Genomic DNA, 22,217 nt, shown 5'->3' on the forward strand with positions numbered 1-22,217 from the left:
CTTGTTCCCCTCCTAACCTTCCAGCCTGTTAAGATTAAACCTATAGTCTTCGATGACGGTGTTGGCTAACAGCTTCTCACACATATCCCTTACCCGTTCCTCCGCCGCCTTTTGATCATCACTATTCACTTCAATCTCCATGTATTTCCCTATTCGAACATCCCCAACCTCGTCATAGCCAAGAGAATGGAGCGACTCATGAACGGCATTCCCTTGTGGATCTAACACACTTTCCCTCAATGTTACATAGACCGTCGCTTTAAACATTTACACTACCCCCAATTCTCCGCAGGATTTCTTGATAGGCTTCCTCAACATTCCCTAAATCTCGTCTAAACCTATCCTTATCTAACTTTTTCATTGTATGGGCATCCCAGAATCGACACGTATCCGGAGAGATTTCATCCGCCAAGATTAATTTGCCTTCGGGAGTTTTCCCAAATTCCAATTTGAAATCAACTAGGATAATATCTCTGTTTAACAGATACTCTTTTAAAATCTCATTGATGATCAGGGATTGTCTTCGAAGTTCAGTTAATTCTGGTTCTGTTGCAAGTCCAAGAATGGCAATATGATCATTGTTAATGAAAGGGTCCCCTAACTCATCATTTTTAAAGTAATACTCCACAATGGGCTGTGGGAGATCCTTTCCTTCCTCCCATCCCAGCCGTTTGGCCAGTGATCCAGCCGCAATGTTTCGAACCACCACTTCAATGGGGATAATTTCCACTTGCTGGACGATTTGTTCGGTTGCTGAGATTCTTTTAATAAAATGATTGTCCACTCCTTTTTCCTTCAATAAACTAAGAAAAATGGTACTAATCTCGTTATTTAACTTTCCTTTTCCCGCAATTTGTGCTTTTTTCTCGCCATTAAAGGCAGTGGCATCATCTTTATACTCAATCCAATACTTTCCAGGCTCTGATGTTTTGAACACCTTTTTGGCTTTTCCTTCATAAAGCTGTTCTAATTTTTCCAAGATTATCCCTCCTGTTCTAAAAGCCCGTTTCGATAACTTCCATACCTATAAATGACACTTCATTTTTCAGGACCAAATTTGGAGTTTATTGATTTGCTCGACCACTTCCTCCAAAGTTGCACCTAAAAAATTGATATGGCCCATCTTCCTATTTTCTACGCTTTCCTTCTTCCCATATAAATGTAGTTTAGCCGTACTAGGAAGTTGATCCATTTTATCTAACACTTTCCTTACATGCTGACCTAAAATATTCACCATGATAATTGGACTTAAAAGGGTAGTATCTCCTAAGGGCAGTCCACATATGGCCCGAATATGCTGTTCAAATTGTGATGTGATACAAGCATCCATTGAAAAGTGACCTGAATTATGAGGTCTTGGGGCTAGCTCATTTACGATAATATCCCCCTCATTCGTAAGGAACATTTCGATGGCAATTAATCCAACGATTTGGAGGGAATCGGCAATTCTTAATGCGATGACTTCTGCGTTACTTCGCTGATCATCCGTGATTCTTGCAGGCACGATGGACTGATGCAAAATGTTATTGATATGGATATTTTCAGCAACAGGAAAGGTCTTAGCCTGACCTGATAAATTGCGGGCAACAATCACCGATAATTCTTTGCTGAAGGGTATCCATTGTTCCATAATCATTTCCACACCTGAATTTTCGATAGCCTCAACAGCCGTTGACAGTTGATCTTTATCTCGAATCACCCATTGGCCTTTGCCATCATAACCACCTGTTGCTGTTTTCATGACACAAGGCATCCCAAAATCATCAATTGCCGAGCGAATATCACTTTCAGATTCTATAACCCTGAAGGGGGCAACAGGCACATCATAAGTCTGTAACGCGGTCTTCTCACGAATACGATTTTGGGTTATTTTTAGGAGCCCGCTTCCTTGTGGTACGAAAGACGTTGTTTCTAAGATGGAGGCTACATTAGAATCAACATTCTCAAATTCATAAGTAATAACGTCTGAGGAATCCGCTAACTCTTTTGCTGCTTTTAACTCGGAAAACGGAGCGATGATTTGTCGATCAGCCACCTGTCCACAGGGAGAATCCGGTGTTGGATCCAAAGTAATGAAGCGATATCCCATATTTCTCCCAGCAAGTGACATCATTCTTCCCAGCTGTCCTCCCCCTAAAATACCGATCGTAGAGCCAGGTTTAATTATTTTCATTAGCGTTCGCCTCCCTCAACAGCCTATAAATGCTTCTAATTTTTTCAAACTTTTCATTTTTTTATGTTCTCCTCATCCGCACTATTAAACACCAAAAAAGTTTTTTCTGTTGGTACCATTGAATAAACAAAGACTGCAATAAATTATTTAGGATAGAAAATCATCACTCGACAAAAATAATAGAATGAATAGGGACGGGGAGGCTTACGCATATGGTTGAGGAAATGCGGGAGAAATGCGGAGTATTTGGAGTGTTTAATCACCCAAAAGCGGCTGATTTAACTTATTACGGGCTTCATGCCCTTCAGCATCGTGGACAGGAGAGTGCCGGGATAGTAGCAAGTGATGGAAAAACATTTAGGCATCATCGGGGAATGGGTTTAGTAACCCAAGTATTTTCCCGAAAAACCCTTGATGGGCTTAGCGGAAATATGGCCATTGGTCATGTACGATATTCCACATCTGGAGAAAGCTTACTCCAAAATGCTCAGCCCCTTGTATTTAAGTATAGTGAGGGGGATTTGGCTGTTGCTCATAATGGCAACCTTGTAAATGCAAGAATTGAGCGTAATGTCCTGCAACAACAAGGTGCCATCTTTCAGACAACAACGGATACGGAAATTATTGCTCACTTCATAGCGCGTTCCAGTAAAAAGTATTTTTCAGAAGCTGGACCAGACGTTCTTAAACGCCTGGACGGTTCATTTGCCTTGCTCATTATGACTGAAAAACAAATGCTTATTGCCCTGGATCGTCATGGGTTACGTCCTCTCAGTCTCGGAAAAATCGGAGAGTCTATCATAGCGGCTTCCGAAACATGTGCTTTAAATGCAGTTGATGCCAAGTTCTGGAGAGACGTTGAGCCCGGTGAATGGCTTCTTGTAGACGAGAATGGAATAAAAACGGGGAGATTTGCGGAAAAGGGGGAGGTTTCCCTTTGTTCTTTTGAATTTGTTTATTTTGCCCGCCCTGATAGCGTGATTCACGGAAGAAATGTATTAGCCATCAGGAAAGAATTAGGGCAAATTTTAGCTAAAGAACACCCTGCGCAAGCTGATGTTGTGGTTGCTGTTCCAGAATCGAGTGTTCCTGCCGCTATTGGCTATGCCCAGCAATCGGGAATTCCTTATGAAATGGGAATCATCAAAAACCCATATGCAGGACGTTCCTTTATTGAACCAACTCAAGAATTACGCGATTTAGCCGTCCGTCTTAAATTAAGCCCCGTTCATGAGCTCCTCGAGGGTAAAAGAGTCGTACTTGTCGATGATTCGATTGTTCGAGGAACCACAAGCAAGCGAATTGTCCAGTTGATTCGCCAGGCAGGAGCAAAGGAAGTCCATGTAAGAATCACATCACCAATGGTTAAAAACCCTTGTTTTTATGGTGTGGATATGCCAACAAAAGATGAGCTTTTTGCAAATAAGCATGAACATGAACGAGCAATGGGACAAGTGATCGAAGCCGATTCATTGGCCTTTTTAAGCACCGAAGGGTTATTAGAGGCTGTTGATGTAGATCTTGCAGATACTAGCAGTCGTTGTATAGCCTGTTTTAGCGGGGCTTATCCAACCAATTTGTATTTAAAATGAACAAAGATTCGTACCAATTTACTATGAAGATAGCGGTTAGCATACTCCCCCTAATTCATGCAGGTGACGATGAATTTGGGGGAGTATGCTACCTTTTTTCAACCCCGAATTTGCTCCAAATTATAATTGCGTGATTCGAGTAATTCTACCTAACCTGATATCATATAGTTACCAGAATCGTATAAATGATGAAAATACAACACTTCACGGTTCCCTCTAGGGGGGGGGAGGTAAGATCCTCCTATAATTTAATTGCAATATGTTTGTAGATTTATCCTTTTTAAAATTTTAGCAAAGACAGTAATTCTATTCTATGTAATCCCTGTAAACCAGTTATAGAAGAATGCACTGATTGGCTCAGTGCATAGAATTTATTCATCTTAATCGTCTTCCTTTCTCATGTAACCATCCAATTGTGTAAAAGGAAAATTTATTTAAAAAACACCTTTATAGAGTTCAAAATAAAAGTAATTTTATTTTCAGGTGTTAGTTCAATGTCATCTTCTATCGTCATAAAAGACCTAAACCGTTTTTCGTGGTAATCAGACAACATCGAGTATAGAAAAAGGATAAATTGATTATCGATTAAAAAGGCGAAAGCCCTTTCATCAATATCTTCAATAAATTCACCTCTCTTTTTCGCTTCACCTACCATATCATAGATGTACTTACCTGATTCCTTAAATCTTTCTGCAAAACGTTCTGAAAATTTCTCCATATTTGTTGACCCTAAGTTTGCATAAACTTTAAGGTAGTCTGGGAATCTTTCATATAAATCAGCAATTTCTTTTAAATATTCTTCTATAGTAGTTAATATCGAACTTTCGATTTTTGTACGCTTTTCATACAAGTTTTCTACCATTATTTGTTGACACCGATCTAATACAGCCAGAAACAACTCTTCTTTATTCAAAAAGTATTTATACAAAGCCCCATTGGATATTTCAGCCTTTTCGCATATTTCTTTTATTCCTGAACCATAGTACCCTTTACTTGCAAACAACTCTGCTGCGGCGTCTAGTATTTTTATTTGTTTTTCCTTAGGTAATTTTTCAAACGTATTCAAGTTTTTTTTCATCTCCTAACCAATTACCCCATCGCCGGATTGTCTTTCCAGGCAATGGGATAATTTTCTGTCTATTCATATGTTGTTGAATATATTAAATTTGTTTAATATCTATATAATATTGTAAACCCATATTTAAAACAATTTTAAATCCTTGCACTAATAAACCGATTTGGATTTAAATGCGTAATGTTATGCGATGTTCGTCCGTTAATAACCAAATCCGCCGCAATTTTCCCCATAACAGGTGCCATTTTAAAACCATGCCCTGAAAACCCTCCTAAAACAATGACATTTTCAAGTTCAGGAGCAAAACCGACAATAGGATGATGGTCGATGGTAAACCCATCCATATATGAAGACACCCGTATCGGTTCAGGTATCAGGCCTGGGATGTATTTGGCAACCCCGTCTATGAAACTTTTTAAATCCTCCACTTTTACATTTCTGTCTACGTTGTCCGGATCCTGAATACGACCATCTCCATATCCAGTAAGAGGAGCAAGTTTCACCATATTCCCATCTATTGTCGGTACACCGAAAAGGTTTATATCCTGATTGAACCGGACGAATATTGGAAACCGTTCAGGAGTAAACTGATGGATATCTTTAGCTGCAAACCAGGCCAATATCAATCTATTAACTTCAAAGTTTTCTTTATAATTTGGTAATATATAATCCAGCCAAGGCCCAGCTGTAATGACCACTTTTTCAAATAAATAATTTTTATTATTGGCTACTACCGTTACACCATCTGAATGGGGCTGGATGGACTCTACTTTAGAATATCTGTAAATTGTACTCCCCAACATCTCTGCCCTACTTGCTGCAGATAGTACGGACAATTCTGGTTTAATAAAACCAGCTTGTTTGTCAAGAACCATTATCTCTCCTGAACAAAGGGGGTGCTGTGGATATCTCTTGCGTGCTGATTCCCCCACTAAAATTTCGTGGTCGAGATTAAATTCTTCTATACATCGGATGATCGTTTTCATCGAGGGGTTGGATTCATCACCAATCATTAGACCGCCATTTAAAGTCAATAATTTACTGTCTGTATCTATTTCTAATTCGAACCACTGTTTTTTAGCTTCTTGCAGAAGGGGTACGTATTCAGGACCCTCAAGGTACGCAGTCCGAAAGGCCCGGGATTCTCCACCGGCAGCAGAACGATCATGCCCAATACCGAATTGTTCAAATCCTACTACAGATATTCCCCTTCGTGCTAATTGCCACATCACCATGCTCCCCATCGTACCTACCCCAATAACAGCCACTTCTGCATCCATACAAAAACTCCTTTTCTAAAATGTTCTGGACACTTTATTTACCTAAAATTAATTGTGGTAAGAACAATGCCACTTCGGGTACATAAGTAGTAATGATGAGAGTTGGAAGCCACGCAAATAATAACATGATAAAAGTAGGTTTCAACATCTCATTAATCGGTGCTTTAGCTAAGTTACCCCCAAAATACAATAATGGTGCGGTTGGCGGGGTGACATTACCCATTCCGAGATTGACTGCCAAAATCGCTGCAAAATGAATCGGGTCCACTCCCAAATTAATAACAACCGGCAGCAAGACAGGTGTAACCAATAAGACGCCACTTATATCATCCATCAGCATACCTATAATAATCATAAATACATTTATCATAATAAGTAATATTAAAGGGTTCTCTGATACTGAAAATAAAAGGTCAGTCATCATTCCGGGAACATCCTCCATAACATACATCCTGCTTAAAATAGTTATGGCATACAGCATGACCATGATGACCCCTGTTGTCGTTGCCGCACTGATTAATACTTCTTTTAAATTTTTAAGCGTCAGCTTTTTATAGACCCAGAATCCAACTGGAATGGAGTATATGGCAGCAACTGCCGCTGCCTCGGTCACCGTCATGACCCCTCCATAAATGCCCCCCAGTACAATAATCGGCATAATTAACCCTGGTATCGCGATATAGCTTTTGATTCCAAAACGTTTCGTTTTTTGCATAAGATTCATATTAACAGAAACTTCCGACACTTTAATTTGCTTGTTTCTCAAATAAAAAATATTAATTATACTAAGTAGAATGATCATGATAATACCAGGGACGACAGTAGAAAGAAAACTAGCTAACACAGATTGGTTCCCTATCCAAGCATATAAAATCATAATTCCACTAGGCGGGATTAATAACCCTAGAATAGAAGCGTTGGAAATAAGCGCAGCAACATAGCCTCGTGGATACCCCTGTTCATCAAGCCGTTTAAACATAATGGAGCCAATGGTAGTTAATGCTGCTAATGCACTACCGGAGACCGAGCCAAAAATGGCACATGAAACGACTGTAACTATGCCAAGTCCGCCCTTAATCTTTCCTACAAATAATTCGGTCCATTCAATAATGATTTTTCCTATGCCGCCTTTTTCCATAAGACTTCCTGCAATAATAAACAACGGAATGGCCAATAAGACAGGTGCATTCAATTTACCAAAACCATAGGGTACTAAAAAACTTGGATCATAATCTAAAGAGAAAATAAGATACACAGTAGATGCCAAAAAGGTAAAAACAACTGGAACGCCGATCAGTAATAAAACGATTAATATTGTCAAAGCAATCAATAAATTTATGACCATACGATTCTCCTCATTTTCGTTAAGTTTTATAGCGACGTAATTTAACAATATCCTTCACTAATTCAACGAAAGTATAAAGTGTCATTAATCCAAACCCTACAAGGATGGAGCTCTGAGGAATATACATAGGATACTTCCATACATTAGAGTGTGCTCCTTTGTTTATGCTCCAGAAAATATACTCTATACTCCAAAAGGCAAATATTGAAATCAGTGAACAATTAATGAGTGAGATTATCATTTTAAGCCATAAACGTTTTTTCTCACTGGTAAGATATACACTTAAAATATCGGCAGTGATATGTTCTTTTTTATATGTCCCATAAGCAGCCCCTATAAAATACATCCAAAATGCAGGAATAATAATTAACTCTTCCAAACCGTGTAATCCGGTTTGGAAGATATATCGTAATATAACGGTAATGACTAACCCTAATACGATTAAGGAGCTAGAGATAATCATAATTCCCCTCTGGATAACTAGGAGGGAACTCCAAATCTTATGGATAATATTCATAAAGTTTTCCCCCCTTTATTGATTATTCTTCTAATGCTGCCAATAGTTCATCTAATAAGTCCTTCCCAATAGTCTTTTCTGCAACAGACCATGAGTTTTTACGCGAATAATCTGCAAGTGTCTGTAATTCTTTATCTGAAAATTCAATGACCTTAATTCCTTCTTCCTTCAGCTTTTCTCTGTATTCCTCTTCCAGTTTTTCGGCATTCTTAAAACTATTAGCTGTCATTTCATCCGATAATTTTTGGAATACTTTGCGGTCTTCTTCTGAAAAACTATCCCACAGGTCTTTATTGATATACAGGTTGTGTGCCTCAAAGAAGTTATTATATTGATAGTAATACTTAATAACATCTCTAAATTGCATATAATTCACTTGTGGGTGTCCACCAACCCATCCCTCTACTGTTCCTGATTGAAGAGCTGTATATAGGTCAGCATAAGGCAGCGGCACGGTATTAAATCCCAAATCTTCCGCATTTTTTATAAAAGTATCCATTCCAGGGACACGCAGCAAGACCCCTTTTTTGCTGCTGAAATTTAATGGTTCTTTCACTTCATTCTTTGTTCCCAATCCACCAAAACCTTGGGCATGAAATCCTAATAATTGGATATTTTGTTTATTATCAATCTCTTGTAGTTTTTTTCCAACAAAAGAGTCCAATTTAAATTGTTTTTCTGCCTGCTCATAATCTTTGAAAAGGTACGGCAGGAGAACCATTTCCTGACGACTGTCTAAATGGGAAGGATTAGACATTAACCCCATGTCCAAAGTTCCTTTTCCAATCTCTTCATACATTAGAGTATAATCACCTAATTGACTTGATGGGAAAACCTTGATTTTGATCCGTCCATCAGTTTGCTTTTCTACTTCTTTCGCTATTTTTTTCATGGCAATGGTGTCAGGGTGATCCTCTGGCATAATGCCTCCAAATTTTAATTCATAGTTCTTTTTGCTTCCGCCTTCCCCAGAGGCTTGGTCCTTGTTTCCACACGCACCTAATAACAAGGCCATCATAAGAAGTGATATGAATATAAATCCTTTCTTCATCCCAATCCCTCAATTCTTAGATATTTTTAAACTATTAATTAGATACAATCTGAGACTCACTAAATCGGCTTGGTTTAAAATGGTCAATATAGAAACTTGTTTTTCCATCGACTAATAAATCTGCAGCTATTTTCCCCATAACTGGCGCTAGCTTGAATCCGTGACCAGAATAGCCGCCCATAATGTAGGTTCTATTTAAATTTGGAATCGCCCCTACCACAGGATGTTCGTCTGATGTGTACCCATCCATGTGTACACTTATTCTTACAGGGTCAGGTCTTAATTCAGTAAAATACTTACTTACAGCCCCATTAATTCCTTTTAATTGCGAAAGTTTAACATCACGGTATAATTGGCTAGGATCTTCGATATCCCCAAAGGTATCAATACTTCCAATTTTGACCATACTTCCTTCTATGGTTGGAACTCCAAAAATATTAATATCTTCACAAATCCTTCCGAATACAGGAAACTTCTCAGGTTTATAGTTGTCTAATCTAGTTGTTGGATACCATGTCATAACAATTTTTCGAGGAGTTAAATGATTTTTTAGTTGAGGAAAAAACTTTGTTGTCCACGGACCTGCTGTAATAATAACTTGGTCAAAGTCATAAACTTGACCATTTGCCGTAACCTGAACTTTATTATCCAGTTCACATATATCTTCAACCTCTGTATATCGGTGTATCTTAGCACCAAGTGCTTCCGCACGTTCTGCTGCAGTAAAAACGGCTAACTCAGGTCGAATCGCTCCGGCTTCTTTGTCAAGGACGATAATTTCGTTTTCAAAAAATCGATGCTGAGGATACTGATGGGTAGCTTGTATACTATCTAAAATCTCATGACCAATATCAAAATCGATCACGCTTTTTACAACGTTTTTCATTTTATAGGAATCTTCTGGACCTATCATAAGCCCACCATTCAAATTCAGTAGCTCTTGGCCTGTTTCGGACTCTAACTGTTTCCATAATTCCCGTGACTTTTTAAGCAACGGAACGTAATCGGCACCTTCCATGTAAGCAGTTCTAAACATTCTAGATTCCCCGCCAACCGCAGAACGGTCATGTGCAATTCCAAATTGTTCAAATCCAACCGCTTGAATCCCTCTTTTAGCCAATTGCCACAGTGTCATACTGCCTATGGATCCAACTCCAATAACTGCAACTCTTTGTGTCATCATAAATGAACTCCTTTTTATATTTTGTTTGTGTATAAAATTCTTTAAAAGTAGAGAGTGATTGTTCACTCCTTTATTATATAAACTTAACACTGTATTTACAATAGAAATACTGAAAATTAAATCAATTTAAAATTATCTGTTAGTTATAAAGTTAGAAAGGTAAAGCTGTAGGTATAGATGCGCTGTTTGAAATTCAACTTGGGGATGGTAGCAGACTTGCTGTTACTGCTAAACTAACGTGGTTATTACGAGGATTTGGTGAGAGACTATTTTAATCCTAGATTGAATTAAAGAAAAGGAGTGAGCAATAATCCTCCTAGCTTTCCATAGTATGGAAAGCCTTTAGAATCATTTGATTAGTATAGGCATTTTACCCATTGTGCTCTCAGGAAGCAAGCATATCCGAGCGACTTCGTTCAACTCTTTCTCACTCAGCTCCCAAACCATTCTGAGATGCTTAAGCTTTCGAGGAAGTGAAATCTCTCGGAAGAATCCGAGCATTTCGTCCAGATCCTTCTGAGGATATCTTTCAGTACTATTTGTACTAATATTCCATAATAACTATTTGTGTAAGTACCTTTTCGGGAAAGGTTGTTTAGATCGGGCAGACAACAATATGTAGAACATAACCACCTCGGCCCTATTAAACACATTTACGTTAATGTGCACTTTACTCCTTTCTTCATATTCCGCTCTTTATCTTAAATTAATAACAGATGAAACTATGTTTTTTACTACCAAACCGCAAATTAATTTTAATGATGTTTTCCAGAAAATAAAATTGCACATTATTTCTACCTGGACAACCGACAAACAATTCCCATAATCTTCTCGAGGAAAAATCCATCTTCTTCCCCTGGCATTACTCTAATTGCACCCATTCCATATTGATCATGATAATCCGAATCGAAATATCTCATCCCTTTGGCCGCTTCATCAGCTGTCGGTGTCAGGATATAGACCTCCTGAACGGCACGCTCACCGGTATCACGTTTAAGAATGCCATCGCGGTATTTATGCATTTCTCCCAGTGCAGTACCCAAATTGTCCGGAACCCGATATTTCGGGTCAAACACTATCAGGCCGTTCTCCCCTTCTAGGACAATATCCGGAATCATCTTTTGCGTATACGTATGGAAATTTGGGGAGTTGAACTGATAGGCCCGTTGGTAGTACAGGTTCACACCGTCCCGCAGCTGAATCTTGCTTTCCTTATTCTCGGCCAGATTCAGAAAAATGCCATCCTTCGTCATCCGGTACAATCCACCCGTATCACGCACAAGATCCGCTTCCCTCAGAATCCTGACCACCTTCATAAAGCACCACATTTCATACAATTGAAACGTGTCTTTTAATGAAATTGGGTAATCAAAGCCGATGCCCTCACGGTTATGCTTATAAAGCTGGTCAAACCATTGATACCAAAGGCGGTAGACGGGATGCTTACGAAATTTTTGCGTAATCGTATAAGGACCTTTGTTTGCTGTGACTTCATTCATAAACGCACTGTTTAACCACCGCTTGACAATCCCTTTATATCTCAACGCTTTGCCGGCTACCTCCTCATGTTTAACCACTTCGTACTTGCGGAGGAGCCGATACAAATCCTGCAACTGCTGCTTTAGCACTTGATTTTCATATAGATTTCGCGTTTCCAATGTCTTCACATTTTGTACCGTACTCGGAATCTCGTCACCATACCCCTGCAGATCCAACCACCTTAAAGTGACCTGTTCCGAATGCTGGACCTTTTCCCGTTTCATCATCATGGTATACTTGTCCAAACGGCGAAGCGGCTGCTTTTCAATTCTTGAAAAAATGTGCTTCAACTGATGAAAGGATCGATCCAAATAACTCCACTGTGTCCAAGTGATATCACGGTTTCGGCCAGATGCATTGACATGGGTCGTCAACCCGCTGAGCTGGAAGCAGCTATTTGCCTCCGACAAGATTTCTTCCAGCATCAGGTTGAACTGATCTTCCGTCAGTTTCCGATCATCCGGATAAACAAAGGTCTCAAATTCCTGACCGTTTATAAAAACCCGAACGGAGCCAGATTGAAAAGGCGTCATGAACGTAGCATAGCCTTTTCCCTCTTTTTGAAAAAATGGTACCGGAATACCCTGAAAGCTCACATCTATTTCAGTACTGTGAAAACGCAGCTTATATTCAGTCGCTTCTCTAAGATACGCATCAAAAAAAGGAATCCAGCCTTGCTGCTTATCAAAAAGCTCAAGGAGATTAGCGCCAGAATTGTGTTGCACCATAATACTCTAACTCCTCTTTCATCCGTTTCACGTGCTGAAGTGAGATGGAAGCAGCACCAATATTCATGGTCAGCCATTCCTCCAAATTCGCCAGCATATCAGAAATCCGCTCATCCCCACGGACCTTCGTTAACACTTTTTCAGAAATCACCCGATCCAATGCCTCCATCGAATCCAGTTGATACTCTTCAGGGAGCTGGTGATTGGCATATAGTTTTTGTAGCATTTCCCCCATGGAACGATAGCCAAAATGCAGCTCATAAAAGGATAACGTGCGATGCAATTCCTGTAAAATCGTAAACTCGTTCGTTAGCGCAGCTTTCAAATCCTGGTCTACCCTCTCCCAATATGAATCAAAGTCAACATCGGAAAGCGTCATGACAAAGGCACGGTCCAGGACTTTATCAGAGATGGAATGGGTGGTTTCGTCAACATTAATGGTTCCCAATACATAGACATTCGGCGGAATCACCAGTTTCTTTGGAATATCGGTAATCTGATCATCCTGATGCAGTGGAATTTCCTTGCGCGATTCAACCGCACTTAGGTAATCACTCAGATAATACTCCACCCGGGCCAAATTCATTTCATCAAGTAAAATGAAATGCGGCTTATCCCGTTCTTTTAACGCATTCAGGAGAACCTGGAGGAACTCCGTTTTGACATAGCGTTTTTCAAAGGAACTATAATAACCGAACAGAGCAGTCGCATCCGTCCAGTCTGGACGCACCGGAATAATCGTAAAATAGGGATTTTCACTCTCATATTCCAAACCGTAAACGGCGTTGGCATATAAGCGGCAAAGCTGGGTTTTCCCTGTTCCGGAAATCCCGCTTAACAGAACAAAATGTTTATCATCCAAAGCAGTCAAATTCAAATGTAAATCACGAATAATGTCATGGGAAAACGTAAATTGGCTGTTGGAAATCATGTTGATGATTTCACTGAACATAAAGTTCGGTTCCAATCCTTGTTCTGTCTCAGGCTCGTCCTCTTCTCCTGTTCCGACAGTTGGAGCATCAGACCGCAATTCCAGTTTCCCTTTTGCATGAGCAAAGATTATGGCAGCATCGATAAACGTTTTCTTGACCGCTTCAGCCCCTTCCACAAAGGACTGCGTTTCATTATTGAAGCTTCCGACATTATAGGAACTTCCTTTTACCTGAATATGATGCTCACTTAACAATCGCATCGCATTGGCCATCACCTGCGTGTTATCCCGGCTCTGTGATGCGAATAACTTGGAAATCCACCATTCTATCACGCCGTTCCCAATTATGGCTCTGGCGCTAGTGAAAATATGATTATGCCCCTCAAGCTGCACGATAATTGTCTGGAATGGCGAATCTTTATCACTATAGTCAAGGTAGCTGATAAACCCCTTTGTCAGCATTTGCTCTCCATCATAGATATTAAAAGGCTGTCGTTTTCCCTGTTTTTGATCTTCCAATGGCCCTATGTCGACTGAATAGGAACGGCCAAGCAACTGTGTTTCCTTAATGTTTCGGGTAGCGGCCAGGAGCATCAGGGCATCATATGCTCGAGTTGAAACATCAATTTCTTCGTTATAAAAACTTCGGAATGGGCCAAGCTTTTCCCAAGCGGACACAAGCTCGGCAATCAGGGATTCCTCTTCCAAGTTCCCTTCCAGCGGCAGGCTTGTTCCAATTTCAAAGTTTGGCCGTTTGCGTGGTTTAATACAGCTTTTGACAAACAGAACAAACTCCTCTTTGGGGATCACCGACTTTTCCTTCCATCCCGTAAAAATAGAATAATCGGACGGAATCGCCTCCAGGACACCTTGAATTTTTTCGTTCCGAACCCATGCCCAAAACGGGATGAAATTCAGTTCAGAATGAATCATCAGCATTCTGCTGATCCCATCAAGTTCAAGGGTGAGGAAATTATACTCCTTGTCATCCACTTTCCGATTCAGTTTAATATAGTGTTTCCGGCCAATATCAGATTCCTTTTTCTTCTCAGCATACGTTGGATTACGGGCATCATGATAGGTAGTGGTAAGCGTCGTATCATAGCTTCTGATTATGTATTCATTTCCGATCTGTATCCCGATTCTTTCAACAAATTGTTGAAAAATTGGTTTCACAACCGGTGAAATTTCATCCAGCACCTTTCGGCAGCGAATTTCGGTGTTGTCTTCGTTAAATAATGATTGAAAGTATGTAAGGTTTAGCATTATTAGTTTCACCCGCTTAAAATAATTCATTGATCGTAATCTTAAACTTGTTCCGGCCTTTATGGCAGGTGTCGAGGCGCTTTAAAAGAGCGCATTTGAAATAATTAAGATTTATTTATATTCTAGCAGAATTAGGAAAATTACATCTACCAAATTTGGTGTAACTGAAAGAGAAGTTCTACCAAGTGGACATAATTTAGGGTCGAACCCGTTGCACGTTAAAACTTTTGCATGCTGGGAGGCTGACCCGCCGGCCTTTTATTCTATTGCAACGTGTGAACTAGAAAATATATTTACTTTTACAATCACAAACGAATTACCGAATTTAGCTAAATTCAGTAATGCAGTCTAATAATTCCGAAAAATATGATATTATTAAAAGGGAGAAATTTTAACAATGGGGGAATTATCGGTGAACAAGCAAGAATTTATGGCACATATGGAGCAGGCCTATGATACAAGCGCCATCAAACCGGAAAGTATATTTATGTTCAATATGTTGCAGTTTGAGTTTGATTATGATGATGAGGCGAAAACATGTACCATTACGTGTCCGGTAACTGACATTATGTATAACCCGGCTGGGATCGTGCACGGTGGCATCTTTACCTTTCTCGCTGACACAGCGATGGGTCATTTAAACTTTCGGCTGAAGGACGTACCTTATGTATCGCTAGAATTGAAGACCTCTTTTTTTAAAGCAACGAAATCCGGAAAATTGATTGCAACGTCTCGTTATAAGAAGGATGGCTATAAAATTTCATTCATGGAAGCGGACGTACGCAATGAAGAAGGCGAGTTATTGTGCACGACCTCCGGCACATTTTATCGATACGACAAGTAACAGAGGGTGACCAGGGGGATGGTTCTCTACTTTATTTTATTATTACTTCCTCTACATAACTACTTAAATCTACCATTTATTATTATCTTAGGCACCATCCAATAATTGGGTGGTGCCTTCTCACGATTAATTCCTTTTGGTTTCCAATGGAGGAAACTCAACAATTTTTGTATTCATCTCGTTTGAACCACTTCATTGTAATAGCTTCCCCAGCAAGAGCTTTGAACAGTTTTGGATAAATAAAAAGGGACAATTTATCCAAAATTACATCCATTTTGTAAAAAGAGGGTAACATACCAAAAATTTTTTTAAAAAAATCCTCAATTCACTATTGGATTGAATCTGAGGATTTTTTCCCTTACGTTCAAAATCATAATGAAGCCGATATTCACAAATTTCATTTATCCAGTTATAAAGAATTTCTTCATCTTCCTTTGCGATGTCAAAAGTAAACCTAAAGATATTATCATTGAAAGCCAATGATTTTCCTATTTCCAACGGTTGCCGATATCTATCGCAAAATCCTCATAGGGACGAATAGGAAGCATTTCCTCAATTTCAACATACTCTGATAATGGGAGCCCAGCCATAAAGGTTCGATCCAGTTCATCATGAGAGGAAGCATCATAAATAAGCACGACTTTTCTTTGTCCAGAAATCTTATAGGCCCCGACGATTTTCTTTCGCTCAACTGCTTTAAGACAAAGTTTCGCTTCAGCCTCCCATTTCTCCCATAACTCATCCATAGAGAGATCCTTTTGAATAACAGCAGCTTTGATTAAAAATAACAAGATAAACGCCTCCTTTGCTTCACTTCAATTTTTTAAAATTATACTCTTTCTATGATCAGCGCCGTGCCTACTCCTGCTCCTCCGCTTATGGCAACAAGTCCGCGCTTCTGATTGCGTCTTTCCAATTCGTCCAACAGCGTACAAATGAGCATACCTCCCGTTGCCCCAAGCGCATGTCCCATTGCAATCACACCGCCGTTCGGGTTCAGCTGATCCCGGTCAAGACCAAAATCACGTTGAAACTTTAGTACCGTCGCAGCAAAAGCTTCATTAAACTCAAACAAATCAATATCCCCGATTGTTAATCCCGATTTCTTCAGAACCTCTTCAGCTGCCTTTTGCCCGCCGCCTAATAAGAAAGGGTCATCCGCAACGCTAGCGGAAGCCACAATTCTGGCTCGCGGTGTTAAGCCCAGCTTTTTCCCTTTTTCTTCCGAACCAATGAGAATCAAAGAAGCTCCGTCGGCTAAGGAAGGAGAATTCCCGGCATGATGGACATGGGAGATTTCCTTCAATTGAGGGAATTGCAGTTTAATTCGGCTCTCCATTCCACTTATATGTTTTTCGGAAAACGATGGCTTTAAAGCCGTTAATTTTTCCATTGAAATATCAGGACGAACAAGTTCGTCCTTTTCCAAAAATTCTTGATGTTGTTGATCATAGATAGGGAGTAAAGAACGGTTGAAATAGCCCTGCTGATACGCATTCTCGGCGCGTTCATGCGATTCATAAGCATATTGGTCAAGCTCTTCGCGAGTAAATCCTGATAACGATGCCATAATATCAGCGGATACCCCCATATGGACATAATTTGTTTTATCCATCACTTCGGGAGCAGAAAACCACGATCCTTCATCAGAAAACATGGGAACTCTCGAGGAAGACTCCACGCCGCCTGCAATGACAAGCTCATCCATTTCTCCCTTCACTTTTGCAGCAGCAATCAGAACGGCATCTAAACCTGACGCACAATAGCGATTGACCGTCATGCCGGGAATGGTATTGGGCAAACCAGCAAACAGAGCTGCCACCTTAGCAATATTGGACCCTTGGTCGCGAACCTGTGTAACACAGCCTAAAACAATATCGCTCACTTCTGATAAGCGCAGTTCGTTCCTGGATTCAAGCGCATGAAACAGTTGTGAAACGTAATGAATGGGATTCACTTCAAGCAATGAACCATTTTTCTTTGCTGCCCCGCGCGGTGTACGGATCGTATCATAAATATAAGCCTCCATCTTTCTCACACTCCTTTCTTAACAATAAGCTCCTTAATTAACCCGCTCACTTTTCACCATCTCCCGGAGCTGATTCTTCAAGATTTTCCCTACCGGATTTCGCGGCAGCTGATCTAACAGGACCAATCGCTCCGGCAATTTATAAGAAGCAATCTGTTTCTCCCGTAAAAATGCAACAAGTTCCTCCAGCTTGATTTCTGCAGACTCTCTTGGAACGATGCAAACGCATACATTTTCACCCATAATCGGGTCCGGATAAGAGACGACAGCCACATCTTCCACCATTGGATGGCCTTGAAGCAATCCTTCCAGCTCCTCGGGTGATATCTTTAGTCCCCCGCGGTTGATTACATCCTTGACTCGTCCAACAACTCGATAATATTGATTTTGATCACCGGCAATCTCAAATAAATCCCCTGTACAAAAGTATCCGTCTTGATCAAATGACGTTTGATTCATTTCTTCTGATTTCCAATAACCAGAAAACAGACTGGCCCCTCTAATCCGCAGCTCACCAGGGTGAAGTGATTCTGTAATTTCCTCCCCTGTCTCTAAATCTACAATCTTACTTTCAATCCTTTCAGAAATTCGGTTGTCCCAGTTGAACCCTTTGACTCCAAATCTCGGAAAATATTTCGCTCGCATTTCTGGATCGGGGATATCATTCGGACTGCTTAAAAATGCTGCCCCTTCGTTAGAGCCAAAGAAATTGATAATGTCCACGCCATACTTTTCCTTCCAGCCCGCAATCATCCATGCGGTCAAAGGAGCAGAGCCTGTTCCCACAGCCCTTAGTGAGGTAATATCCTTACCATTTAGCATGGGTTGATTTTTTAGCATCATATTTAGTAAGGCAGGTGGAATTAGTGTGTACGTAATCGTTTCCTGTTCAACCTGCTGAAGAAATGAGGGTAAATCGAAGGGATGATGCAGCACCAATTTCCCCCCTGACAATAACCACGGAATCAGCATCCCACCGATACCCGCCATATTCACCATCGGAAAGGTATTTAAAATGCGGTCATCTCCTGTTAGTTGAGCGGCATCTACTGTTCCATAAGCACTGATAAACCATTCATTATGGCTTCTTGGGACACCTTTTGGTTTCCCCTCTGTTCCAGATGTCCAGCAAATGGTGAATATATCATCCGCTGTTATTTTAATCGTATCACGATAGGCTTTCAATCTCGTAAACTCTGAATCAATCCCGTCTGTATGAATCGGAATCGCCCCTTCGGGAACATCATTCCCAAATACAAAAACACGTTGAACCGATGGGACTTGCTCTTTAATTTTGACATGCATGGCTGCATATTCACGTTGATTCATTTTCTCTATCGTAATCACTGCTTTTGCACCTAACATCTTCAACTGTTGGGAACATTCAAATTCACGATATTGAACCGGAAATGGACTGGAAATCGCCCCCACTCGCAAAACCGCCAAATAAGTAATAACTAGTTCCACGATATTAGGCAAATGTATCGCCACAATATCATCCTTCACAATACCGTGTTCAAGGAGAATTTCCGCTAACCGACTCACCCTGTGATCCAATTCTTTATAGGTTAGCCTTTGCATCAGACCTCCACATAACGCCCCCCGGTTAATCGGATCGACAATGGCTTCCTTGTCTGACCATTGTTCAACGTGCTGAAGAAAATACTCCTCTATGGTGGCAGTTCCCCACCAGCCTTTTTGTACATACTCTTTTATTCGTTCATTTGATGAAAGAATCATATTTCTACCGTCCCCCTGCTATCAGGTGCAAATTTTGGAAGGCTCACTTTTCATTTCATTAGGAAAAGTAAGCCCTTTCTAAAAAAACAGGTCAAACTTTACCGCCAAACTTTAGCCTGTTACGTGAAAAGCTTTTCACCGTTAATCCACGTCGCATGGAAACCCATTGGGATATGCTGCGGGACAAGAAGTCTGGCAATCGGGCCAAGCTCAAATTCCTTTGCATCCATAATAATCAGTTCCGATCGATTCTCCCGCTGATCATGAACATATGTCACCAAATAACCATCATCCTCAGCTTTGGCATTAATTTTCGGTGCATAGGCCCCCTCCGTACCATATCGGCCTTCTCCGAACATGTACTTTTTCGATTGCCCCGTCCATGTATCATATTTGACCAGCCCGTCAAATTGTACCGTTTCCCCTGGACCGATATGAACATTATAGGAATAACGCGATTTATGCCCCATATAATCAAGGTTAATCACCGGAAACTCTGTGTTCATGTCACATAGCTCGCCCTCTTTTACTTGCCCTGTTTTCAAATTAAAGCGCCAGTAATGAAGCTGGGCATCTATACGGAGAAAAGCCAGCATTCTTTCAATTGGACCGCCCCTTTTTGTACTTGAAGGAACAGGTTCTTTTACCCGGCATCCCGTTAAAACAATTTCGTCTCCTTCTTCCCAGGCATTAATCACATGGTAAATATAGCAAGGGCTTGCTTCAAACCAGCGAATGGACTCGGCACCGCCATAACGTGGAATAATGCCAAATCGGCTCGGCAATTCGCGGAAAAACTTGACACTGTATCTTCCTAATTTCGCTGATTCAGGGTCATTAAATAACGGCAAATCCATCAGGATCGAGTAATTTTTCGTAATCGCCATATCATGCGGCAGTCGTGGTCCCGGAAGCTCAACCGGGGCAACATGCATTAGCTCTCCTGTTGCCGAAGCAACGCCATACATCATATACGGATACACGTTTCCATAATCGAAAAAAATAAACTCACCCGTTGCCTCATCCACTTTCGAATGGGCCGAAATATTGCACGTCAGACGGCCGCCAAAATCCTCTACTCCGATTGTCTCCAATGTTCTGGCATCGACTTTGTAGGGCTGGCCGGACCGATACCAAAGTGTCAGCAAATTATTGTTATGAAAGACGACATCCGTATTGGATGTATTTTTTTCTTTTTCAAAAAACGGATTTTGCTTTTTATCTTCCATTAATCCTGCCCATATGGCTTTCCCTTCAATGGCTTCATGCTGGAAGGCCTTTGTATGGATATAGCGGTTACGATAGCTGACTTTTCCATTTTCGAAATAAACGGCATGAAGCATTCCATCCCCATCGAACCAATGATAGCGGCCCTTAGGTTCATGTTTTGGATTAGGGCCGTTTCGCACATAGGCTCCGTAAAAATCGGTTGGAACCTTCCCCTCAAGGACGGTTAATTCATCCACATACATTTCATCCTTAATCGGAGCGTATAGACCATCGTGGAAATAGGGATTTTCATAGGTTTTTGTGTCAATCATCGTATAAATTCCTCCTTTTCCTTTTGTTCCGCTGGAAGCCACTCATTTGGCTGCTGAAAATCTGAATAGGCCTTCCTGTATTGCTGTTCAAGCTCTTCAATGATTTCTTTTGCTGGTTGGACTTTTGTAATCGTATCCACGCCGTGCCCAGCCGACCAGATGTCCCGCCATGCTTTTGTTTCTCCATGTGGATTGTCAAAGTTTATTGCTTTTTTAGTTGATAGATTATTAACATCATAGCCTGCTTTTTCAATGCTTTGCCGGAGCATATTAGCATGCACACCAGAAAATGCATTTGTCAGAATAATATCCTCGTGTGTGGCTTCGATGAGCATTTCCTTGTATTGATCATTTGCCATGCTCTCACTGGCTGCGATAAATTTGGTCCCTAAATACACGAGATCAGCTCCCAATGTTTGGGCAGCTAAGATGCTTTTTCCCGTAGAAATTCCTCCGCCCAGCACAATGATTCCATCCCAAAATTCGCGGACGGCATCGACAAAGGCAAAGCCAGTAATAGATCCGGTATGTCCTCCTGCCCCGGCGCTGACTAGAACTAAACCATCCACACCAGCCTGAGCTGCTTTTTTGGCATATTTGACTGAATTCACATCAGCAAACACAAGCCCTCCGTAGGAATGAACAGTTTCAATAACAGGGATCGGACTCCCAAGTGCGGTAATGACAATCGGCGGTTTAAATTTTTTCAAAAGAGCAAGCTCCGCCTCGAGACGTTTATAGCTTCGATGCGCGACAATATTTGCTGCCCAGGGAGCCACCTTTTTGTCTGGATTTCTTTCTTTGTACTCCTTTAACTCCGTTGTCAACCGGGTCATCCATTCCTCAAGAATGTCGATGGTCCGGGCATTTGGGGCAGGGAAAGAACCAATGACCCCATTTTTGCAGCAGCTTAAGACAAGCTCCGGTCCCGATACTAAAAACATCGGGGCAGAAATAATCGGCAATACCGTGTTTTCGGTTAGCCATTTTGGTAATCTTCGACTCATGGACAATCACTCCTTTTCATTCATACTTTGCAGCCACTGGCATTAAACTACAAGCTACACTATTTATTAATGCAAGTACCGTGCCAATAGTTTAAACACACGATGGATGATGAATATTTTATCAATCACTCTTTTTTGATGAATTTCTGAATCAATTGATGAATTTTTTATCAGAGGTCTTTAATGTATGAAAAATGGTTCAGACAGAGTTTGTACCCTGCCTGAACCTTTTTCTTATGCAAAATCATTAGATTTTAACTTTTGGCTCTTTTCTAAAACCTTGTTGCTTTCTGCTACCTTCTTAAGGCTCATTCTAAAAAATAGAGGAAGAAATTCCGCTTATTTAGGAAAATGGGTGTAAATTAGCTGAAATAGA

19 protein-coding genes are annotated in these 22,217 nt (G+C 40.6%); 3 read left to right on the forward strand and 16 right to left on the reverse strand.

Annotation, left to right across the window (positions count from 1 at the left end; translation table 11 throughout):
- Nucleotides 1–12: 12 nt before the first annotated feature.
- The 3 genes from purS to purK all read right to left on the reverse strand — a co-directional run bounded on the left by purS (nt 13) and on the right by purK (nt 2,173).
- Complete coding sequence (gene purS / locus ACZ5B7_RS16740) at nt 13–267, reverse strand: phosphoribosylformylglycinamidine synthase subunit PurS (protein ID WP_464490192.1); 255 nt, start codon at nt 265–267, stop codon at nt 13–15.
- On the reverse strand, nt 260–979 hold the full coding sequence (purC, locus tag ACZ5B7_RS16745; RefSeq protein ID WP_464490193.1) for a phosphoribosylaminoimidazolesuccinocarboxamide synthase: 720 nt from the start codon (nt 977–979) through the stop codon (nt 260–262). Before purC ends, purS begins: the two co-directional genes overlap by 8 nt.
- Nucleotides 980–1,045: 66 nt before the next feature.
- Nucleotides 1,046–2,173, reverse strand: coding sequence for a 5-(carboxyamino)imidazole ribonucleotide synthase (gene purK, locus ACZ5B7_RS16750; protein ID WP_464490194.1), 1,128 nt, complete (start codon nt 2,171–2,173; stop codon nt 1,046–1,048).
- A 212-nt stretch (nt 2,174–2,385) separates the two neighbouring features.
- Between purK and purF the strand changes: the two genes are divergently transcribed.
- Entirely contained in the window at nt 2,386–3,765 is a 1,380-nt protein-coding gene (gene purF / locus ACZ5B7_RS16755; RefSeq protein ID WP_464490195.1) for an amidophosphoribosyltransferase, read from the forward strand.
- A gap of 430 nt (nt 3,766–4,195) precedes the next feature.
- Here purF and ACZ5B7_RS16760 read toward each other — a convergent pair whose 3' ends face one another.
- The 8 genes from ACZ5B7_RS16760 to ACZ5B7_RS16795 all read right to left on the reverse strand — a co-directional run bounded on the left by ACZ5B7_RS16760 (nt 4,196) and on the right by ACZ5B7_RS16795 (nt 14,680).
- A complete protein-coding gene (locus ACZ5B7_RS16760; RefSeq protein WP_464490196.1) occupies nt 4,196–4,831 on the reverse strand; it encodes a TetR/AcrR family transcriptional regulator in 636 nt (211 codons plus the stop codon).
- A 146-nt stretch (nt 4,832–4,977) separates the two neighbouring features.
- Nucleotides 4,978–6,120 (reverse strand): N-methyl-L-tryptophan oxidase, encoded by a 1,143-nt coding sequence (solA, locus tag ACZ5B7_RS16765; RefSeq protein WP_464490197.1) that lies wholly within the window; start codon nt 6,118–6,120, stop codon nt 4,978–4,980.
- A gap of 34 nt (nt 6,121–6,154) precedes the next feature.
- Nucleotides 6,155–7,465, reverse strand: a complete 1,311-nt coding sequence (locus ACZ5B7_RS16770; RefSeq protein ID WP_464490198.1) for a TRAP transporter large permease — start codon at nt 7,463–7,465, stop codon at nt 6,155–6,157.
- 19 nt (nt 7,466–7,484) lie between these two features.
- The gene (locus ACZ5B7_RS16775; protein ID WP_464490199.1) at nt 7,485–7,982 is read right to left on the reverse strand and encodes a TRAP transporter small permease; all 498 of its coding nucleotides are present in this window, start codon (nt 7,980–7,982) and stop codon (nt 7,485–7,487) included.
- A 22-nt stretch (nt 7,983–8,004) separates the two neighbouring features.
- Nucleotides 8,005–9,033, reverse strand: a complete 1,029-nt coding sequence (gene dctP, locus ACZ5B7_RS16780; RefSeq protein ID WP_464490200.1) for a TRAP transporter substrate-binding protein DctP — start codon at nt 9,031–9,033, stop codon at nt 8,005–8,007.
- Between the two features lie 34 nt (nt 9,034–9,067).
- Nucleotides 9,068–10,216 carry an N-methyl-L-tryptophan oxidase gene (gene solA / locus ACZ5B7_RS16785; protein WP_464490201.1) on the reverse strand — a complete coding sequence of 383 codons (1,149 nt, stop codon included), beginning with the start codon at nt 10,214–10,216 and terminating at the stop codon, nt 9,068–9,070.
- Nucleotides 10,217–11,010: 794 nt separating this feature from the next.
- Nucleotides 11,011–12,483, reverse strand: coding sequence for a DUF2357 domain-containing protein (locus tag ACZ5B7_RS16790; RefSeq protein WP_464490202.1), 1,473 nt, complete (start codon nt 12,481–12,483; stop codon nt 11,011–11,013).
- Nucleotides 12,458–14,680 carry an McrB family protein gene (locus tag ACZ5B7_RS16795; protein WP_464490203.1) on the reverse strand — a complete coding sequence of 741 codons (2,223 nt, stop codon included), beginning with the start codon at nt 14,678–14,680 and terminating at the stop codon, nt 12,458–12,460. Before ACZ5B7_RS16795 ends, ACZ5B7_RS16790 begins: the two co-directional genes overlap by 26 nt.
- A 397-nt stretch (nt 14,681–15,077) precedes the next feature.
- Between ACZ5B7_RS16795 and ACZ5B7_RS16800 the strand changes: the two genes are divergently transcribed.
- Complete coding sequence (locus ACZ5B7_RS16800) at nt 15,078–15,524, forward strand: PaaI family thioesterase (protein WP_423798154.1); 447 nt, start codon at nt 15,078–15,080, stop codon at nt 15,522–15,524.
- A gap of 488 nt (nt 15,525–16,012) precedes the next feature.
- Here the strand turns inward: ACZ5B7_RS16800 and ACZ5B7_RS16805 are convergent, their stop codons facing one another.
- The 5 genes from ACZ5B7_RS16805 to ACZ5B7_RS16825 form a co-directional block, all read right to left on the reverse strand.
- On the reverse strand, nt 16,013–16,315 hold the full coding sequence (locus tag ACZ5B7_RS16805) for a muconolactone Delta-isomerase family protein (RefSeq protein WP_464490204.1): 303 nt from the start codon (nt 16,313–16,315) through the stop codon (nt 16,013–16,015).
- A gap of 38 nt (nt 16,316–16,353) precedes the next feature.
- Nucleotides 16,354–17,553: an acetyl-CoA C-acyltransferase gene (locus ACZ5B7_RS16810; protein WP_213145831.1), complete on the reverse strand. Its 1,200-nt coding sequence runs from the start codon at nt 17,551–17,553 to the stop codon at nt 16,354–16,356.
- Between the two features lie 33 nt (nt 17,554–17,586).
- Nucleotides 17,587–19,293, reverse strand: coding sequence for a class I adenylate-forming enzyme family protein (locus tag ACZ5B7_RS16815; RefSeq protein ID WP_464490205.1), 1,707 nt, complete (start codon nt 19,291–19,293; stop codon nt 17,587–17,589).
- 119 nt (nt 19,294–19,412) lie between these two features.
- Nucleotides 19,413–20,834, reverse strand: a complete 1,422-nt coding sequence (locus tag ACZ5B7_RS16820; RefSeq protein WP_464490206.1) for a carotenoid oxygenase family protein — start codon at nt 20,832–20,834, stop codon at nt 19,413–19,415.
- Nucleotides 20,831–21,841: an NAD(P)H-dependent flavin oxidoreductase gene (locus ACZ5B7_RS16825; protein ID WP_464490207.1), complete on the reverse strand. Its 1,011-nt coding sequence runs from the start codon at nt 21,839–21,841 to the stop codon at nt 20,831–20,833. Before ACZ5B7_RS16825 ends, ACZ5B7_RS16820 begins: the two co-directional genes overlap by 4 nt.
- Nucleotides 21,842–22,028: 187 nt before the next feature.
- Here ACZ5B7_RS16825 and ACZ5B7_RS16830 point away from each other — a divergent pair, with 187 nt between their 5' ends.
- Nucleotides 22,029–22,202, forward strand: coding sequence for a hypothetical protein (locus ACZ5B7_RS16830; RefSeq protein ID WP_213145827.1), 174 nt, complete (start codon nt 22,029–22,031; stop codon nt 22,200–22,202).
- The last annotated feature ends 15 nt before the right edge of the window (nt 22,203–22,217 follow it).

It is taken from the genome of Neobacillus sp. S1115 (assembly GCF_055385565.1).

What these genes read in the sequence shown, in the direction of transcription:
- dctP (WP_464490200.1), bottom strand. Translation starts at nt 9,033, where the DNA reads ATGAAGAAAGGATTTATATTCATATCACTTCTTATGATGGCCTTGTTA.
- ACZ5B7_RS16820 (WP_464490206.1), bottom strand. Translation starts at nt 20,834, where the DNA reads ATGATTGACACAAAAACCTATGAAAATCCCTATTTCCACGATGGTCTA.
- ACZ5B7_RS16795 (WP_464490203.1), bottom strand. Translation starts at nt 14,680, where the DNA reads ATGCTAAACCTTACATACTTTCAATCATTATTTAACGAAGACAACACC.
- ACZ5B7_RS16810 (WP_213145831.1), bottom strand. Translation starts at nt 17,553, where the DNA reads ATGGAGGCTTATATTTATGATACGATCCGTACACCGCGCGGGGCAGCA.
- ACZ5B7_RS16815 (WP_464490205.1), bottom strand. Translation starts at nt 19,293, where the DNA reads ATGATTCTTTCATCAAATGAACGAATAAAAGAGTATGTACAAAAAGGC.
- purK (WP_464490194.1), bottom strand. Translation starts at nt 2,173, where the DNA reads ATGAAAATAATTAAACCTGGCTCTACGATCGGTATTTTAGGGGGAGGA.
- purF (WP_464490195.1), top strand. Translation starts at nt 2,386, where the DNA reads ATGGTTGAGGAAATGCGGGAGAAATGCGGAGTATTTGGAGTGTTTAAT.
- ACZ5B7_RS16830 (WP_213145827.1), top strand. Translation starts at nt 22,029, where the DNA reads ATGAAAAATGGTTCAGACAGAGTTTGTACCCTGCCTGAACCTTTTTCT.
- ACZ5B7_RS16775 (WP_464490199.1), bottom strand. Translation starts at nt 7,982, where the DNA reads ATGAATATTATCCATAAGATTTGGAGTTCCCTCCTAGTTATCCAGAGG.
- ACZ5B7_RS16770 (WP_464490198.1), bottom strand. Translation starts at nt 7,465, where the DNA reads ATGGTCATAAATTTATTGATTGCTTTGACAATATTAATCGTTTTATTA.
- ACZ5B7_RS16825 (WP_464490207.1), bottom strand. Translation starts at nt 21,841, where the DNA reads ATGAGTCGAAGATTACCAAAATGGCTAACCGAAAACACGGTATTGCCG.
- ACZ5B7_RS16790 (WP_464490202.1), bottom strand. Translation starts at nt 12,483, where the DNA reads ATGGTGCAACACAATTCTGGCGCTAATCTCCTTGAGCTTTTTGATAAG.
- ACZ5B7_RS16800 (WP_423798154.1), top strand. Translation starts at nt 15,078, where the DNA reads ATGGGGGAATTATCGGTGAACAAGCAAGAATTTATGGCACATATGGAG.
- solA (WP_464490201.1), bottom strand. Translation starts at nt 10,216, where the DNA reads ATGATGACACAAAGAGTTGCAGTTATTGGAGTTGGATCCATAGGCAGT.
- solA (WP_464490197.1), bottom strand. Translation starts at nt 6,120, where the DNA reads ATGGATGCAGAAGTGGCTGTTATTGGGGTAGGTACGATGGGGAGCATG.
- purS (WP_464490192.1), bottom strand. Translation starts at nt 267, where the DNA reads ATGTTTAAAGCGACGGTCTATGTAACATTGAGGGAAAGTGTGTTAGAT.